13 protein-coding genes and 2 tRNA genes are annotated in these 14,929 nt (G+C 71.9%); 4 read left to right on the top strand and 11 right to left on the bottom strand.

Translation table 11 applies throughout. The features are described from left to right. The first annotated feature begins 106 nt into the window (after nt 1–106). On the top strand, nt 107–832 hold the full coding sequence (locus ACWC24_RS30025) for a 3'-5' exonuclease (protein WP_152888251.1): 726 nt from the start codon (nt 107–109) through the stop codon (nt 830–832). A 114-nt stretch (nt 833–946) separates the two neighbouring features. Here the strand turns inward: ACWC24_RS30025 and ACWC24_RS30020 are convergent. Together ACWC24_RS30020 and ACWC24_RS30015 are read right to left on the bottom strand one after the other, a co-directional pair. Continuing rightward, a tRNA-Val gene (locus tag ACWC24_RS30020) sits at nt 947–1,018 on the bottom strand. Nucleotides 1,019–1,057: 39 nt separating this feature from the next. After that, on the bottom strand, nt 1,058–1,504 hold the full coding sequence (locus tag ACWC24_RS30015) for an SRPBCC family protein (RefSeq protein WP_450666017.1): 447 nt from the start codon (nt 1,502–1,504) through the stop codon (nt 1,058–1,060). Nucleotides 1,505–1,607: 103 nt separating this feature from the next. Between ACWC24_RS30015 and ACWC24_RS30010 the strand changes: the two genes are divergently transcribed. Then, a complete protein-coding gene (locus tag ACWC24_RS30010; protein WP_450666016.1) occupies nt 1,608–4,010 on the top strand; it encodes an SCO7613 C-terminal domain-containing membrane protein in 2,403 nt (800 codons plus the stop codon). Between the two features lie 21 nt (nt 4,011–4,031). Here the strand turns inward: ACWC24_RS30010 and ACWC24_RS30005 are convergent, their stop codons facing one another. The 7 genes from ACWC24_RS30005 to ACWC24_RS29975 all read right to left on the bottom strand — a co-directional run bounded on the left by ACWC24_RS30005 (nt 4,032) and on the right by ACWC24_RS29975 (nt 12,073). Continuing rightward, nucleotides 4,032–6,767: an exo-rhamnogalacturonan lyase family protein gene (locus ACWC24_RS30005; protein ID WP_450666015.1), complete on the bottom strand. Its 2,736-nt coding sequence runs from the start codon at nt 6,765–6,767 to the stop codon at nt 4,032–4,034. A 344-nt stretch (nt 6,768–7,111) separates the two neighbouring features. Next, nucleotides 7,112–7,720, bottom strand: a complete 609-nt coding sequence (locus ACWC24_RS30000) for a hypothetical protein (RefSeq protein WP_450666014.1) — start codon at nt 7,718–7,720, stop codon at nt 7,112–7,114. Between the two features lie 11 nt (nt 7,721–7,731). Continuing rightward, a complete protein-coding gene (locus ACWC24_RS29995; protein ID WP_450666013.1) occupies nt 7,732–8,640 on the bottom strand; it encodes a carbohydrate ABC transporter permease in 909 nt (302 codons plus the stop codon). After that, complete coding sequence (locus tag ACWC24_RS29990) at nt 8,637–9,599, bottom strand: carbohydrate ABC transporter permease (RefSeq protein WP_450666012.1); 963 nt, start codon at nt 9,597–9,599, stop codon at nt 8,637–8,639. Before ACWC24_RS29990 ends, ACWC24_RS29995 begins: the two co-directional genes overlap by 4 nt. A 17-nt stretch (nt 9,600–9,616) precedes the next feature. After that, nucleotides 9,617–10,903: an ABC transporter substrate-binding protein gene (locus tag ACWC24_RS29985; RefSeq protein ID WP_450666011.1), complete on the bottom strand. Its 1,287-nt coding sequence runs from the start codon at nt 10,901–10,903 to the stop codon at nt 9,617–9,619. Between the two features lie 519 nt (nt 10,904–11,422). Next, nucleotides 11,423–11,494, bottom strand: a tRNA-Val gene (locus ACWC24_RS29980). Between the two features lie 87 nt (nt 11,495–11,581). After that, nucleotides 11,582–12,073, bottom strand: a complete 492-nt coding sequence (locus ACWC24_RS29975; protein ID WP_450666010.1) for a TIGR02611 family protein — start codon at nt 12,071–12,073, stop codon at nt 11,582–11,584. Between the two features lie 191 nt (nt 12,074–12,264). Here ACWC24_RS29975 and ACWC24_RS29970 point away from each other — a divergent pair, with 191 nt between their 5' ends. Beyond that, nucleotides 12,265–12,678: an SsgA family sporulation/cell division regulator gene (locus ACWC24_RS29970; protein ID WP_004002642.1), complete on the top strand. Its 414-nt coding sequence runs from the start codon at nt 12,265–12,267 to the stop codon at nt 12,676–12,678. A 422-nt stretch (nt 12,679–13,100) separates the two neighbouring features. Beyond that, a complete protein-coding gene (locus ACWC24_RS29965; protein WP_450666009.1) occupies nt 13,101–13,661 on the top strand; it encodes a CGNR zinc finger domain-containing protein in 561 nt (186 codons plus the stop codon). Between the two features lie 265 nt (nt 13,662–13,926). Here the strand turns inward: ACWC24_RS29965 and ACWC24_RS29960 are convergent, their stop codons facing one another. Together ACWC24_RS29960 and ACWC24_RS29955 are read right to left on the bottom strand one after the other, a co-directional pair. Further along, entirely contained in the window at nt 13,927–14,079 is a 153-nt protein-coding gene (locus ACWC24_RS29960; protein WP_202919857.1) for a hypothetical protein, read from the bottom strand. A 221-nt stretch (nt 14,080–14,300) separates the two neighbouring features. Further along, entirely contained in the window at nt 14,301–14,753 is a 453-nt protein-coding gene (locus tag ACWC24_RS29955; RefSeq protein WP_450666008.1) for a hypothetical protein, read from the bottom strand. Between the last annotated feature and the right edge of the window lie 176 nt (nt 14,754–14,929).

Genomic DNA, 14,929 nt, shown 5'->3' with positions numbered 1-14,929 from the left:
ACTCCTGTTGTGTCCTTCCGGCGTACGGCGCAAACGGCCCGGGTATCACCAAACAGGCAGAAGAAGGTGCGTCACCTGCCGTGGGTGAACGAGGAGTTGTGTTCCTATGACGTACTGGTACGACGGGCCCCTGGCCGCGTTCGACACCGAGACAACGGGCGTGGACGTCGAGACCGACCGCATCGTGTCGGCCGCCCTCGTCGTCCAGGACGCCCCGGGCATGCGGCCGCGGGTGAGCCGCTGGCTGGTGAATCCGGGCGTGCCGGTGCCCGCCGGGGCGACGGCGGTGCACGGGCTGACGGAGGACCATCTCCAGCGCAACGGCCGCTGGCCGGCGCCGGTGATGTACGAGATAGCGGAGGACCTGGCCGAACAGGCCGCCGCGGGACGCCCGTTGGTGGTGATGAACGCGCCGTTCGATCTGACCCTGCTGGACCGCGAGCTGCGCCGGCACCGCGCCTCGTCGCTGGACCGCTGGTTCGACGCGACGCCGTTGCGGGTGCTGGACCCACGGGTGCTGGACAAGCATCTGGACCGCTACCGCAAGGGCCGCCGCACGCTCACCGACCTGTGCGCGCACTACGGCGTGACGCTGGACGGCGCGCACGACGCGGCGGAGGACGCGCTGGCCGCGCTGGAGGTCGTACGGGCGCTCGGCCGCCGGTTCGCGACCCGGCTGGAGCGCCTCTCCCCCGCCGAGCTGCACACCCTCCAGACGGGCTGGCACGCGGCCCAGGCGCGCGGCCTCCAGGCCTGGTTCGCGCGCAGCGGCACGGAGGAGGTGGTGGACCAGGCCTGGCCGCTGCGCCCGGAGCTGCCCGCCGCCGCCTGAGCGGGGCACACGGCGTCCGGACAGCGTCAGGGCCGCATCGGGACCACATCGGAACCACATCGGGACGGCATGCAAAAGGGCCGGTCCGTACGGATACGGACCGGCCCTTCCCGGTGGGCGATACTGGGTTCGAACCAGTGACCTCTTCGGTGTGAACGAAGCGCTCTCCCACTGAGCTAATCGCCCGGGAACGGACTGAACCATACAGGGCACCGCGGGCTTCGTTCAAACCGCGCGCAGATGGGCGGCGAGCCCGCGCCGTCCGGCGCGCATCATCAGCCGGTGGTTGGCGCGGAACACGGGTCGTCCCGGCACGGCGAACCGCCTGAGCAGTGGCTTGTTCACCGCCACCTCCTGCGCGTAGTGCGCGAGGGTGCCGTCGCCGTGCGCGGTGACCGTCCAGCGCGCCCAGCCCTCGATGTCGCCGGACATCGCGATCTCCAGGACACCGGCCGCGGGGTCGCGCCGCACCTCGCGCGCCGTGAACGTCATGTCGTACGGCAGGAGCGAGCGGATGCGGATGACGCCGGCGGTGTCGTCGAGCCGGGTCACCTCGCGGACCTGCGGCCACCACCGGGGGTAGTGGTCGGCCCGCTCCAGCGCCTCGAAGACGGTCGCGGGCGGCGCGGGCAGCACCCAGCGGCTGCGGAAGCGGTAGTGGGTCCAGTCCATGTCCGGAGTCTGCCCGGCCCCCGGCGGTTTCTCCCGGGATCTGAGTACGCCCTGAGTACCCACGCTCATGCCGTACGGCGTGGCGCGGACCACACTCCTGAACATGACACATGTGCCGCCGCCCGCCGAGGAGTTGCGGCTCCTCGACGCCGAGCTGTGGCGGCTGGACGCCCGCCGGGCCCAGCTGCTGGCCCGCCGCGCCTGGCTGCTCACCGCCCTGCGCCCGGATCCGCAACCGGACGCCGCCCCTGGGCCCGACTGGCGGCCGCCGGTGGCTGCGCCCCGGCCGGAGGCCGCCGCTCCCGGGGTGCAGAACGCGCTGCTGCTGCTCGGCGGTGTGCTGCTCACCCTGGCGGCGATGGTGTTCACCCTGGTCAGCTGGGGGCACCTGGGGATGCCCGGACGGTGTGCGGTGCTGGGCGCGCTGACCCTGGCCGTGCTGGCGGCGCCGGTGGCGCTGCTGCGGCGCGGGCTGCGTTCGACGGCCGAGTCCGTCGCGGGCCTGGGGGTGGCGCTGACCGCGCTCGACGCGTACGCGCTGTACGAGGCCGGCCTCACGAGGGTCGACGGCACGACGTACGCGGCGTTCGCGTCGGCGGTGCTGGCCGGGCTCTGGGCGGGGTACGGCCGGACCCTGGACGCCCTGCGCCTGCCCCTGCCCGCTGCCCTGGCCGCGGCCCAACTCCCGCTGGTGCTGGGCGCGATCGCCGTCGACGCGGGTGCGTACGGGGTGACGGCCGCGGTCCTGGTGACGGCCGGGGCGGACACGGTCGTGGCGCTGCGGGCGGCCACCCGGCCCGTGCGGTACGTCGCCGTCGGCGGCGCGTGCGCCCTGGGGACCTGGGGCGCTTCGGCGGCGGGCTGGCTGTCGTGGACGGCCCCCGGTCCGGGCGCCGCCGCCCGTGCGGCGGCGCTCCTCTGCCTCGCCGCGGCGATCGCGCTGGGGGCCGCCTGGAAGGCGGACCGGCCGTCGGCCGCCCTGGTGACCGCGCCGGTCGGCGGGCTGCTGCTGGTGGCGGCCGGCGGCGGCCTGCTGCGGTCGCTGCTGCCCGACGGCTGGACCGTGCCCGCCTGGCTGGTCTGCGGTGTCGCGCTGCTGGCGGCGGAGCGCGGCCGTCTCCCCGAGCCGGTGCGTGTCGGCCTGCTGCGGGCCTCCGGCGCCGTGCAGGCGGTGGCTCTCGCCGCGGCGCTGCCGCTCGTCGCCGTCACGTCGGTCGGTCCGCTCGGCCGGGCGGGGCGGGTCTGGTCGGGTGCCCCTGCGGACGCCCGGGCCGCGGTGACGGCGGACCTGCCGTGGCCCGCGCACGCGGCGCAGCTCCTGATCGCCCCGGCGCTGGTCGCCGTCGTACTGGCCGCATCGGCCGTGCGGGCGCGGGACGCGGCCCGGCGGTCGCGCGCCCTGACCGGCGCGCTGGTCCTGGCCTGGGGCACGGCCTTCGCCCTGCCCGCGGTCCTCGCCCTCCCCTACGCCGCCGGTCTGTGGGTGCAGGGTGCCGTCACGGCGGCCGTGTCGGCGGCCGTGGCCTCCGGACGTCTGCCCGCGCCCGTGCGCCTGACCGCCCTGGTCCTCGCGGTGGCCGGTTCGCTCTCGCTCGCTTTCCTGGCCCTCGCCACCGAGACCGCGACACTGGCCGTGCTGTGCGTGCTGACCGTGCTGTTCGCGGCGGCCTCGGGGCGCCGGGAGGCGACCGCGGTCACCGCTCCGGCGGCGCTCGTCCACGCGGCCGCGCTGGCCTGCGCGACCGGCGCGGCGGCGGGCTGGCCGGCGCGGTGCACGGCCCTGCTGGTCCTCGTGGTCCCGGTGGCCGCGGCCGGGCTCGCCGCTCTGCTCGCCGGCCGGCCCGGTGTGTCCGGGGCGCGGGTGCCGGTCGAGGTCACCGGCGCCGCCGCCGCACTCCTCGCCGTGGGTCTGGCCGTCACCGAGCCGGCGTTCCTGGCGCTGGTGCTGGCGCTGACCGGAGTGATCGCCGCGGCCACCGCGGTCCGCGCCGACCGCCGGCCCGTGGGCCACGCCGCGGCGGCCCTGTTCGCCCTGGCCGCCTGGGTACGGCTGGCCTCCTGGGGCGTCGGCGCCCCGGAGGCGTACGCGCTGCCGGTCGCCCTCCCGGCGCTGTGCGTGGGCGCGCTGCGCAGGCGCCGCGATCCGTCCGTCACCTCCTGGACGGCGTACGGGCCCGGGCTGGGCGCCACGCTGCTGCCGAGCCTGGCCGCCGTCTGGGCCGACCCGCAGGGGCCGCGCCCGCTGCTGCTGGGCACGGCCGCGCTGCTGGTCACCGTGGTGGGCGCCCGGCACCGGCTCAAGGCGCCGCTGGTGCTGGGCGGTGCGACGCTCGTCCTGGACTGTCTGCACGAACTCGCCCCGTACCTGGTCCAGATGGCCGGCGCGCTGCCCCGCTGGGTGCCTCCCGCGCTCGCCGGACTGCTGCTGCTCGCGCTCGGCGCGACGTACGAGCGGCGGATCCGGGATGTCCGGCGGGTGCGGGAGGTGCTGGGGCGGATGGACTGAGCCGGGCCGGGCCCGGGACTGTCACGGCATCCGGTCGCCGAGCAGGGCCAGGTTCTCGATGGCGGCGAGGCCGTAGAGCGCGGTGTCGTTGCTCGACACCCAGGCGGCCTCGCTGCCCGCGACCAGGGTGAGCGGGCCGCTGAGCTGCTCCGTCTTCCACGGCGAGGACTCCGTGTAGCCGTCGGAGCCGTAGAACTTCGCCCAGGCCCGCTGGGCGAGTGCCGCGTCGCCGGTCTGGACGGCGGCGTAGGCGTCGAGGCGGGAGTGGCCCTGGAAGAGCAGCAGGGTGCCGAAGTTGGTGCCGTACCGGGCCGCTTGCTCGGTCTTGGACGCGTTGAAGTAGCGGCAGTAGTCGTAGTAGGCCGCGTTGAAGGCCGGTATGTCGGTGAGGTGGATCAGTTCGGCGCACAGCTCGTTCAGGCCGAAGACGGCCGACAGGTGGGAGACGCCGACGACGGGGGTGGTGGCGACGGCGAACCTGCCGGTGTCCAGGTCGTACAGGCCGCTGCCCTGGACGAAGCCGTTGGGCTGGGCGGCGATGCCCTCCATCGTGGACAGCACGCGGGCCTTGGCCTTCTCCCACTTGGGGCCCTTGCGTTCCCACTCGGTGAGCCAGGCCGAGACCAGACCGCTCCAGTCGGTGCCGAAGCCGATGGACAGGGCGTGCCGGTCGGGGGTGTAGGGGTCGGTGCGGACCTTGCGGTTGGGGTCGAGGACGAGGAACGTCTCGTCGGAGTCGACGTTGGCGTGCATGAGGTCGCCCACCCGCTCGTCGGCGGTGAGGAAGTAGTAGAAGCGCCGGTAGGTGGTGTTGGCGATGCGCTGCTGCTTGGCGCTGTCGGCGTAGTGCTGCACGCCGTGCCGGGTGCCGAGGCCGGCCCACTGGCCGAGGTGGTAGACGTCGACCTCGCCGGTGTGCCGGGTCATGGCCTCGGCGAAGCGGAAGATGTCGGAGCGGCCGGAGCGCAGGTAGGCGTACCAGAGCCAGAGGTCGGGCGACAGCTCGGAGTTGTCCCAGGCGTAGCCGCCGACGTCGTAGCGCCACACGTGCCGGACCGTGTCGTAGGTGTGCATGATGTCGCCGTAGTCCCAGAAGCCGTACCAACGGCGCATCTCCACCTGGTCCTTGTAATAGGTGAAGAGGAAGTCGAGGTGGTCCTCGATCTTCGCCTTGGCCGGGGTGGAGCGGTCCGGCTCGGAGTAGAGGCCGGGGCCGAAGACCTTGGCCTTGATGAGCTGCTTCGGCGGCGCGGCGAGCTGGGGCAGGACGCGCACCGCCTCGACCTGGGCGGCGAGTTGCTCGGGGGTGGGGGTCGACTCGTTGGCCCAGAAGAGGAGTTCGGAGGTGCGGGCGATGCCGTACGGGGTGCCGAACTCCGGCTCGTAGTCCTCGTAGGTGATGTTGAGGCCTTCGAGCTGTTCCGCGTACGTGTCCTGGCCCATGCCGTCGTGGTAGAAGCGCAGGTCCATGGGCTGCGCCTCGGGCGACCAGAGCCAGACGGTCACCTCGGCCGCGTCGGTCTGGGCGTCGCGGATGTCGAGCTGGGCGGGGTACTTCTCCCAGAAGTCGCGCAGGCCGAAGGAGAGTCCGCCGCTCGCGCCGCCGACGTAGCCGAACCCGGAGGCGCGCCGGCCGCCGCCCGCGCCGATCCAGCCGTGGCCCATCTTGGTGCGCTTGCGGACCGTGAAGCCGTCGGCGGAGAGCTGGGAGAGCGTGTAGTCGCCCCACTCGGGGATGTACTGGAGCCGGGTCGTCACCCGCTGGTCCCAGGTGGACGGGTCGGGCAGCTTCTGGCCGGCGTACTGGGCGGCCTGGACGGCCGCTCCGGGGTCGCGGCGCAGTCCGGTGACGCCCTGGACGGCCTCGCGCAGCAGTCCGGTGCCCTCGCCGCCGAGGCGGATGTGGCGGTCGTAGGCCGCGTCCCGCATCGGCACGGTGAAGCGGACGCCGAGGCCGCGGATGAAGTCGCCACCGGCCTTGCCGGGCTCCTGGGTGCCGTCGTACGTGACGGTGTGCACCATGCGGAAGGAGTCGGCGCCCGCGTAGAAGTAGAGACGGATCGAGAACGGCAACCAACTGCGGCTGCCCTTGCGGTGCTTGCCGTCGATGCGCACGACCGCGCGGACCGGGCCGCCCTGCTCGACGGTCACCCCGGCGATGACGCTCTCGAAGCGCTCGGTCTTCACCGAGCCCTGGTCCTCGTCCTCGATCTCCGGCTGGCGGATCAGTACGAGGCGGCCGTTGCCGGCGATCTCCGTCGAGCCGCGGGTGACGGACTTGATCAGCGTCGTCCCGGAGGTGCCGATCCGCGCGGTGATCACCCCGGTCGACACGGCGACGGTGCCGCCGCCGCGGTCGACGGTCACCTTCTGCTCGGCCTGCGCGGGGGTGCCGGCGGCGAGGGTGAGCCTGCCGGTTCCCTCGGCGACCGCGTGCGCGGTCCACTTCAGGGAGCCGTCCGGCCAGTAGGCGATCGGCCAGGACTGGACGGGGACGGCCCGGCCGTCGGCGTCCGTCAGCGCGAAGGTCTGGTCCTCCTGGTAGGTGCCCATGGGCCAGGGCACGCCGAGGGTGGAGCCGGGGGCGGCGCCGAGGCCGCCGTCCTCCAGCCAGTCCAGGGTCACCGGGTCGTCGTCGGCCGCCGCCGCGGCCGGGGCGGCCTGGGCGGTGCCGCTGCCGAGCGCCCAGCTGAACTGGGCGGCGGCGCCGGCGACGGCCGCCGCCTTCAGGAGGGACCTGCGGGGAATGGGAGACATGGATGCAGCCTTTCCTTGCCGTGCGGGCGCGGGGGGTGGTCAGGGGCATGACAGAGCGGGGTGCGGCGGGGCGGGGTGTGGCGCCCGCCGCACGTGGGTGGGACCGGTGGCACGTGGGTAGTTCCGGTGGCACGTGGGTGGTTCCGATGGCACGCGGGTGGGGCCGGTAGCACGCGGGTGGTTCCGATGGCACGCGGGTGGTTCCGATGGCACGTGAGCGGGGCCGGTAGCACGCGGGTGGTTCCGATGGCACGTGAGCGGGGCCGGTGGCACCGGGGGGTTCCGATGGCACGCGGGTGGGGCCGGTGGCGTGTCGGTGGTTCCGGTGGTGCGTCAGTGGTGCGTCAGTGGTTCCGGTGGCGTTCCCGGCGCTCTTCCACGGCGACCGCGGCCCCCGCGACCGCGCCGAGAACGGGTACGGCGAGCGGTGGGGTGAGCCAGCCGGACAGGACCACCACCGCCAGTCCGCCGACGATCAGGAAGGATCCGGCGGGGTCGAGCACCGTACGACGACCGGCCGCGGCCACCAGCGAGCGCCAGCGCGCCCCCGGTGTCCACACCGCCGCCGCGCGCAGTCCGGCCACGGTGAGGCCGATCAGGGCGGCCGGGCCGACCGCGCCGACGAGCGGGCCGCCGGGCAGTCCGGCCCGCGCGGCCCCGACGTCGACCCGGACCGCCGCGGCGGCCGCCCACCAGACCAGCCCGGCGAGCGCGCCGCCGGGCAGGGCCGCGCCGAAGTCGGCCACGAACTCCCTGAGTCCGCCGCCCTCGTGGCGGACCCTGCGGCGCAGATGGCTCGCCCCGGCGGCGAACGCGGCGGGGGCGGTGACCACGCCGAGCGAGGCCACCGCGATCCACACGCCGGTGAGCAGACACTCGGCGAACACCCCGAACCGCTCCGCGAGCGGGGACTCCTTGTGCTCCTTGCGTGCCTTCACCCGTGCTTCGGCCATGGCGGTACCGTTCAGCCCTTCAGTCCGGAGGTCGCCATACCGTCGATGAGGTACCGCTGGAAGGCGAGGAAGAACAGCAGCACCGGCAGCAGCGCCACCAGCGACATCGCGATCAGCCCGCCGTAGTTGGACGCGAGGCCGTCGGAGTCGCGGAACATCGTCAGTCCCAGCGAGACGGTGTACTTGCCGGGCTCGTTGAGGTAGATCAGCGGGCCCATGAAGTCGTTCCAGGCGTTGATGAAGGTGAAGATCGCGCTGGTGATGAGGGCCGGCCGGCACAGCGGCAGCACGACCGACCAGTAGATCCGCAGATGGCCGCAGCCGTCGAGCCGGGCCGCCTCGTCGAGCTCCTTCGGCAGGTTGCGCATGAACTGCACCATCAGGAAGACGAAGAACGCCTCCGTGGCCAGGTACTTGCCCAGCAGCAGCGGCACATAGGTGTTGATGAGCTCCATCTTCTGGAACATCACGTACTGCGGGATGAGCAGCACGTGGTACGGCAGCAGCAGCGTGCCGATCATCAGGGTGAACAGCAGGTTCCGGCCCGCGAACCTGATCTTGGCGAAGGCGTACGCGGTCAGCGAGCAGGAGATCAGCACACCGGCCACGGCGCCGAGCGCGTAGAAGAGGGAGTTCTGGAAGAACGACCAGATCGAGACGTCCGCTATGCCGTCGGCGAGGCCGGTGAAGTTGTCCAGGACGGGCTCGGCCGGGAAGAGCTCCAGGCTGCCCAGGATGTCCTTGCTCGGCTTGAACGACGAGCCGATCACCCACAGGACGGGGTAGAGCACGACGGCGAGGACGAGCAGGGAGCCGAGGTGCCAGACCAGCGAGCCGGCCCGGCGGCGGGACGCGGCCGGACGGCGGGCGACGGGGGCGGTGGCCGGCGGGGAGGTGGTCGGCGGGACCGTGGCGCTCATCGGGCGTCCTCCGTGTCGTTCTCGTAGTGCACCCACTTCTTCTGCGACCAGAACAGGACGGCCGTCACCAGGGCCACGGCCAGCAGCAGCATCCAGGCCATCGCGGAGGCGAAGCCCATCTGGGCGTTCTTGAAGCCCTGCTGGTAGAGGTAGCAGGTGTAGACGAGGGTGGCGTCGGCCGGACCGCAGCTGGTGTTGGAGACGACGTAGGCGGAGCCGAAGATCTGGAACGAGTGGATGGTCTCCAGCAGTACGTTGAAGAAGAGGACCGGGGAGATCATCGGCAGGGTGATGTTCCAGAACCGGCGCAGCGGTCCGGCCCCGTCCATCGCCGCCGCCTCGTACAGCTCCTTCGGCACCTGCTTGAGACCGGCCAGGAAGATGACCATCGGGGCGCCGAACTGCCAGACCGTGAGCGCGACCAGGCAGTAGAGGATCCAGTCGGGGTTGCCGACCCAGCCGCCGACGTGGACGCCGAACACCGACATGCCCTGGTCCACGACGGCGCCGTCGGAGAACATCGCCCGCCATACGAAGCCGACGGACACGCTCGCCCCGATCAGGGACGGGGCGTAGAACGCGGCCCGGTAGAAGGCCTGGCCGCGCCTGCTCCGGGCGAGCAGCAGGGCGACGCCGAGGGCCAGCAGCAGCTTCAGCGGGGTGCCGATGACGACGTACTTGGCCGTCACCTCCACCGACTTCTGCCACCGGGGATCGTCGAACATCCGCGTGAAGTTGCCGAAGCCGATCCACCTGGGGCTGGTGAACAGGTTGTAGTCGGTGAACGCGAAGTACAGCGAGGCGGCCATCGGGCCCGCGGTCAGGAGCAGGAAGCCCGCGATCCACGGGGACATGAACAGGTAGCCGGCGAGATTCTCCCGGCGCCCCCGCCGACGTACTGCGGGAGCTCCGGAGCGGACCTTCCGCAGGGCCGGCACGGCGTCCTTGACGAGCGTCACGGGTGTTCCCAATCAGGTCAGGCCTGGAAGGCGGCCTCGGACTCGGAGAAGAACTGCTTCACGGCGTCGGGGACCTTGGTCTTGCCCTGGGCCATGTCGCCGCTGATGCGCAGGAAGGCGGCCTCGACCGTGTCGGCGCCGGACGGGTGCGGGGTGATGGTCCCGAGGACGCCCGCCGCCGCGGTGTCCTGCTCGTACTGCGCGATCTCCTTGCCGACGGCGTCGGTCGGCTTGTAGGCGTCGAACTGGTCGGTGGTGGCCAGGACACCCCGGTCGTAGCCCATGATCTTGCCGACCTCGGGGTCGTGGACCATGAAGTCGATGAACTGGGCGACCTCCTCGGGATGCCGGGTGCGCGCCGAGGCGCTCAGCATCAGGGAGGCGAGGTACTGCCCGGTGTTCTTGCCGTCCATGGTGGGGATCGGCGCGAGGCCGTACTCGCCGGTGCCCTCCGCCGAGTAACGGACCGTGAAGTTGTCCCAGGTGAACTCGCAGGCGGCGTGCCCCGCCGAGAGGGACGACTTGGGCTTGTCCTGCTCGACGGTCCTGGGCGAGGTGATGATCCCGGCCTTGACCCGGTTGTAGGCGTCCGTCCACCACTCCGTCAGGTCGGTCTGCTCGAAGCCGAGACCGTCCTTGTCGAAGAACGCCTTGCCGTTCTGCCGCAGATAGAGGTCGTACAGGTACATGATGCCGAAGTAGCCGGTGTCGCCCGGGACCTCGGTCTTGTCGTGGATGGTCTTCAGGGCCTTGAAGTACTCGTCCCAGGTCCAGCCCGGCTGCGGGTCGACGCCCGCCTTCGCGAGCACCTTCTTGTCGACGACCAGTGCCATGGTGTTGGACCCGACCGGGATGCCGAGCTGCTTGCCGTCGACCTGGCCGACCTCGGTGACTCCGGCGCGGAAGTGGTCGAGGCTGAGATTGCCCGCGTCCATCTGCGACTTGAGATCCATCAGGATGCCGCGTTTGTCGTACTTCCGAAGAAATCCGACGGCGTTCTGGAATACGTCCGGCGGATTTCCGCCGGCGGCCTGTGTCTGGAACTTCTCCCAGAAAGAGGCGTAGTCCTGGAAGTCGGTCTTCACCCTGATCTTCGGGTACTTCTTCTCGAAGAGCGCGATGGACTGATTGATCCTCTTGGCCCGTTCGTCGGCACCCCACCACGAGTAACGGATCGTCACCGTCCCGTCGGCCGACGTGCCGTTGTCACCGCCGCAGCCCGTCGTGGCGGCGAGGCCCAGCGTGGCCATCGAGGCCCCGGCCGCCTTCAGGATCGTGCGCCTCTCAACATTCCCGGTTCCCACAGTCGGGCCCTCCCCGCAGCGTCGTCGCCGCTCATGAATCGTTTCAAGTAAGCGCTTGCTGCCACAAGCTACGGAGGGGTTGAGGGTGCGTCAATGATTCGGACAGGAAATTCTTCCGAGGCACCCCGGCGACCTCGTGACCCGGGCGCCCGGACGGCGGCACCGGTCGGGCCGATGGCGCAGGTGGGGCCGCCGGGGCCGGTCGGCCGAACGGGGAGCGGGGCGGCGCGCACCGGCGCGGACCGGCCGGAAGCCGACGGTGCGGCGGGGGCCAGGAGGTGACCCGTGAGCCCGGCGAGGATGACGGCGGGAGGCACGACGGGAAGCCGGCGGCGAGGAACGGCACGAGGCCGGCCGGAATCCGGGAGGCAGCGGCGGGGACGGTGGCCGGGATGCGGCACGGGCACATTCCGGGTACGAGCGCGACGCACCCTCGCCCGACGGACGGGGAGACGGCGCACCCGCCCTGAACGAACAGCGGCCCACCTGCGCATTCGCAGATGGGCCGCTGTGTCCGGGTGGGCGATACTGGGTTCGAACCAGTGACCTCTTCGGTGTGAACGAAGCGCTCTCCCACTGAGCTAATCGCCCGGGCACAGGAAGAACATTACCCCATGTCAGGGGGTGCCCGTGACCGGCGGCGGGGGACGCCGGCCGCCCTTCGCGACCGGCCCCGGATCACTGGTCCTCGATCTTCCAGGGCATCACGACGCCGAACTTCGAGACATAGATCCCGACGAGGACGGCCACGACCACCAGGCCGATCACCGTCAGGGTGATGTTGCGTCGCCGTACCTTGGGATCGAGTGCCTTCTGCGCCGCCTCGGTGACCTTGCGTTTGGTCCAGCGCAGCACCAGCTGGGCCCACACGAACTCGGTCGCCCAGATCGCCATGCCACCGAAGATCACCACCCAGCCCGGTCCGGGCAGCGGCAGCATGATCACGCCGGCGACCACGACCGCCAGGCCCACCACGAAGACGCCCACCTGCCAGCTCAGGTGCAGCATCCGGCGAGCCTTGACGAACTCCGGCGCCTTGGAGCCGAGCCCGTTCTCGCTCCCGCCCGCCCCGTCCGGCCCGTCGGCCCTCGCCCCGCCCGGCTTCCCGGTCGGCCCGGTCTCGTCCGATGTCACGGCGACCTCGCCCGGCTCGTCACTCCCCGTGTTCATACGGATGAACACTACCCGAGACAAACCGGTCACCGAAATGGTCCTGGCACCCGGACGGGCCCTCGGCCGAAAGAGTTACATAAAGACACGCAAAACACTCAGAGGGGTTTACAACGGCACCGTAGGTGGCATGTCGATTTCGCCGACGTGCGAATCCCCGAGCGCACACTGAGCGAAAGGCCCTGGCGCTTATGAACACCACGGTCAGCTGCGAGCTGCACCTGCGCCTCGTTGTGTCGAGCGAGTCATCCCTGCCTGTCCCCGCAGGCCTGCGGTACGACACGGCCGACCCCTACGCCGTGCACGCCACCTTCCACACCGGAGCCGAGGAGACCGTCGAGTGGGTGTTCGCCCGCGACCTCCTGGCTGAGGGACTTCACCGTCCCACCGGTACCGGCGACGTCCGCGTATGGCCGTCGCGCAGTCATGGTCAGGGCGTCGTGTGTATCGCCCTGAGCTCTCCGGAGGGTGAGGCTCTGCTCGAGGCCCCGGCGCGGGCCCTTGAGTCGTTCCTGAAGCGGACCGATGCCGCGGTGCCGCCGGGCACCGAGCACCGGCACTTCGATCTGGATCAGGAACTTTCACACATCCTGGCGGAGAGCTAGGCCGAGGCCGCCACAGAGCCGCCCGGCGCCGTCCACTCGGGGAGACGGCTCGGGCCAAGACAACCGCATACGGTATGCACCGATGCCGTCACCGTGGGGCCCCACGGTGACGGCGTCGGCGTGCCCGTTGCGGTCGGCATGTCTCGAATTCGGTCGGCATGTCTTCGCTCCGAGGGGGAAGGCGGGCGGTGACGGTGGTGACTTGCCGTCGCGGTCGCGCCGAAAGTCCGGGGCAGTGACAGAAAGTCACTACTGGAATCCGTACGGATGCCCGGGCGGAGCCGACCTGGAACGCCTGCGGGGCCGGAGCCGTTCCACGGGCAGGTGCGGCCCGCCCACCGCCGTCGCCGTGGTCGCGGGAACCACTACCATCGGCCAGCATCGGCGGGCGCCAGCCCACCCCCCAGGCCAGGGAGCGAAATGTGCTGATCACCCACGACACCCGGCGTGCACTCGACGCCGTGGTGGATCTGGTCAACACCGCACCGGATGACGAGACGGCCCCGGACGGGCTGGCGGATCTCCGGGCCCTCACGGATTTCGTACGAAAGCACGAGGTCAGTGATGTCGGGGTGCTGTCGGAGTTCGACCTGTCGGCGGTGCGTCGGATCCGCGGGCGGTTCGCCGGGATCTTCGCGGCCCGGGACGCCCGGACGGCCGCCGGAATGATCAACGAGCTGGTCGCGGCCGCGGGCACCACGCCCCGGCTCACGGACCACGACGGCTACGACTGGCATGTGCACTACTTCGCCCCGGGTGCCTCCATCGCCGACCACCTGGCGGCCGACTGCGGGATGGCGCTGGCGTTCTTCGTGGTGGCCGGGGAGGAGGAGCGGCTGCGCCGCTGCGAGGCGCCGGACTGCCGGCGCGCCTTCGTCGACCTCTCGCGCAACCGCTCCCGGCGGTACTGCGACAGCCGCACCTGCGGCAACCGTCTGCATGTGGCCGCGTACCGGGCGCGCCGCAAGGAAGCCACGGGCTGAGGCACGCCGGAACGCGCGGTCGAGGCGGGCGCGCCACCGCCGAAGCGGACGGTCGTGGCGGGCGAGCGCCGAAGCGGACGGTCCAGCGGGCACGCACCGAAGCGGACGGTCGTGGCGGGCGAGCGCCGAAGCGGACGGTCCAGCGGGCACGCCACCGAAGCGGACGGTCGAGGCGGGCACGCACCGAAGCGGGCGAGTGCCGGACCGGACCGTGCGAGATGCGACGCGATCCCCGGCGGGTGACGCCGGGGAACGCGGGTACGGCTCACAGCATCAGCAGGTCATGCAAAGAGGCCATGAGGAGCAGACACCCGATCACCGCAAGGAAGATCATCAGCGGTGGCTGGGAAAGGGCGAATAGGCATCCGCGCGGCTCGTCCTGCTGCGGCGCGGCATCGCTCTGTTTCGTGTCCAGCATCTCGCGGCGATGATGACGCAGCCGACCCCGACCACGCGATCAACACGCCCGTAAAGAGCGGGAGTTCGCCGGATTCCGTGACCTGCGGAGCCGGGCATGATCACACACTGGGCAAGGCTTGATCATTTTCTGACCGACCCGGTCCTTCCGGGTCGTTCCAGCCCGGGTCGCGCGCGTCGCCTGCCGGGGCTCCCGGCGTCGGGTCCCGTGCTTCTCCGACGTCAGATCCCGTGCTTCTTCAGGATGGCCTCGATGTCGCTGAAGTCGTCCGCGGGAGACTGCCCCGGCTCGGCAGCGGGCCGGCCGGCCGGGCGGGTGCCCGGTCGCGTGCCCGGTCCCAGCGCGCGGGCCGGGGCGGCGGGCTCAGCCGCCCCGCGCGGTGCCGAGCGGGCCTCCTTGCGCTGCCTGCGGCTGCCGCCGCCGCGACGCTCCACGGCGCGCGTGGTCGCGAACAGCACCCAGGAGGCGACGAGCGCGGCGAATCCGGCCCAGGCCGTGGGGCTGAAGGCGGTGTCGGCGGCCCAGCCGACGACACCCGTCATCACCAGGCCGATCGGGACGAGGGAGTAGGCGGCGATCCGGGCGGCCTTGAGGAAACGCCTGCGGTAGGCCGTGACCGCCGCGATGCCCAGGCCTGCCACGGAGACGGCGGAACAGACGGTCTCGGCAATCATCCGGTCCTCCAGGCAGGGTTTGTCGGGCCAGGGACACTTCGTCCCCTCCATCCTGCACCGCCCGGACCTCGTCGGGCCATCGTCCGGCCCCACATCAGGGACATCTCCGGGTCGCCTCCTCCGCAGGTGCCGGTCGCGGCCACCGCGACCCGGCGATCCCGGCGGCCCGTCGGCCC

It is taken from the genome of Streptomyces sp. NPDC001443 (assembly GCF_053597355.1).
Note: the sequence above shows the minus strand (reverse complement) of the source record. Positions and strands in the feature narration are given on the sequence as shown.

Excerpts from the sequence above, each read along its gene's own strand:
- ACWC24_RS29960 (WP_202919857.1), bottom strand. The coding sequence starts at position 14,079 with ATGCTGGACACGAAACAGAGCGATGCCGCGCCGCAGCAGGACGAGCCG.
- ACWC24_RS29970 (WP_004002642.1), top strand. The coding sequence starts at position 12,265 with ATGAACACCACGGTCAGCTGCGAGCTGCACCTGCGCCTCGTTGTGTCG.
- ACWC24_RS29975 (WP_450666010.1), bottom strand. The coding sequence starts at position 12,073 with ATGAACACGGGGAGTGACGAGCCGGGCGAGGTCGCCGTGACATCGGAC.
- ACWC24_RS30015 (WP_450666017.1), bottom strand. The coding sequence starts at position 1,504 with ATGGACTGGACCCACTACCGCTTCCGCAGCCGCTGGGTGCTGCCCGCG.
- ACWC24_RS29955 (WP_450666008.1), bottom strand. The coding sequence starts at position 14,753 with ATGATTGCCGAGACCGTCTGTTCCGCCGTCTCCGTGGCAGGCCTGGGC.
- ACWC24_RS29995 (WP_450666013.1), bottom strand. The coding sequence starts at position 8,640 with ATGAGCGCCACGGTCCCGCCGACCACCTCCCCGCCGGCCACCGCCCCC.
- ACWC24_RS30010 (WP_450666016.1), top strand. The coding sequence starts at position 1,608 with ATGACACATGTGCCGCCGCCCGCCGAGGAGTTGCGGCTCCTCGACGCC.
- ACWC24_RS30000 (WP_450666014.1), bottom strand. The coding sequence starts at position 7,720 with ATGGCCGAAGCACGGGTGAAGGCACGCAAGGAGCACAAGGAGTCCCCG.
- ACWC24_RS30005 (WP_450666015.1), bottom strand. The coding sequence starts at position 6,767 with ATGTCTCCCATTCCCCGCAGGTCCCTCCTGAAGGCGGCGGCCGTCGCC.
- ACWC24_RS30025 (WP_152888251.1), top strand. The coding sequence starts at position 107 with ATGACGTACTGGTACGACGGGCCCCTGGCCGCGTTCGACACCGAGACA.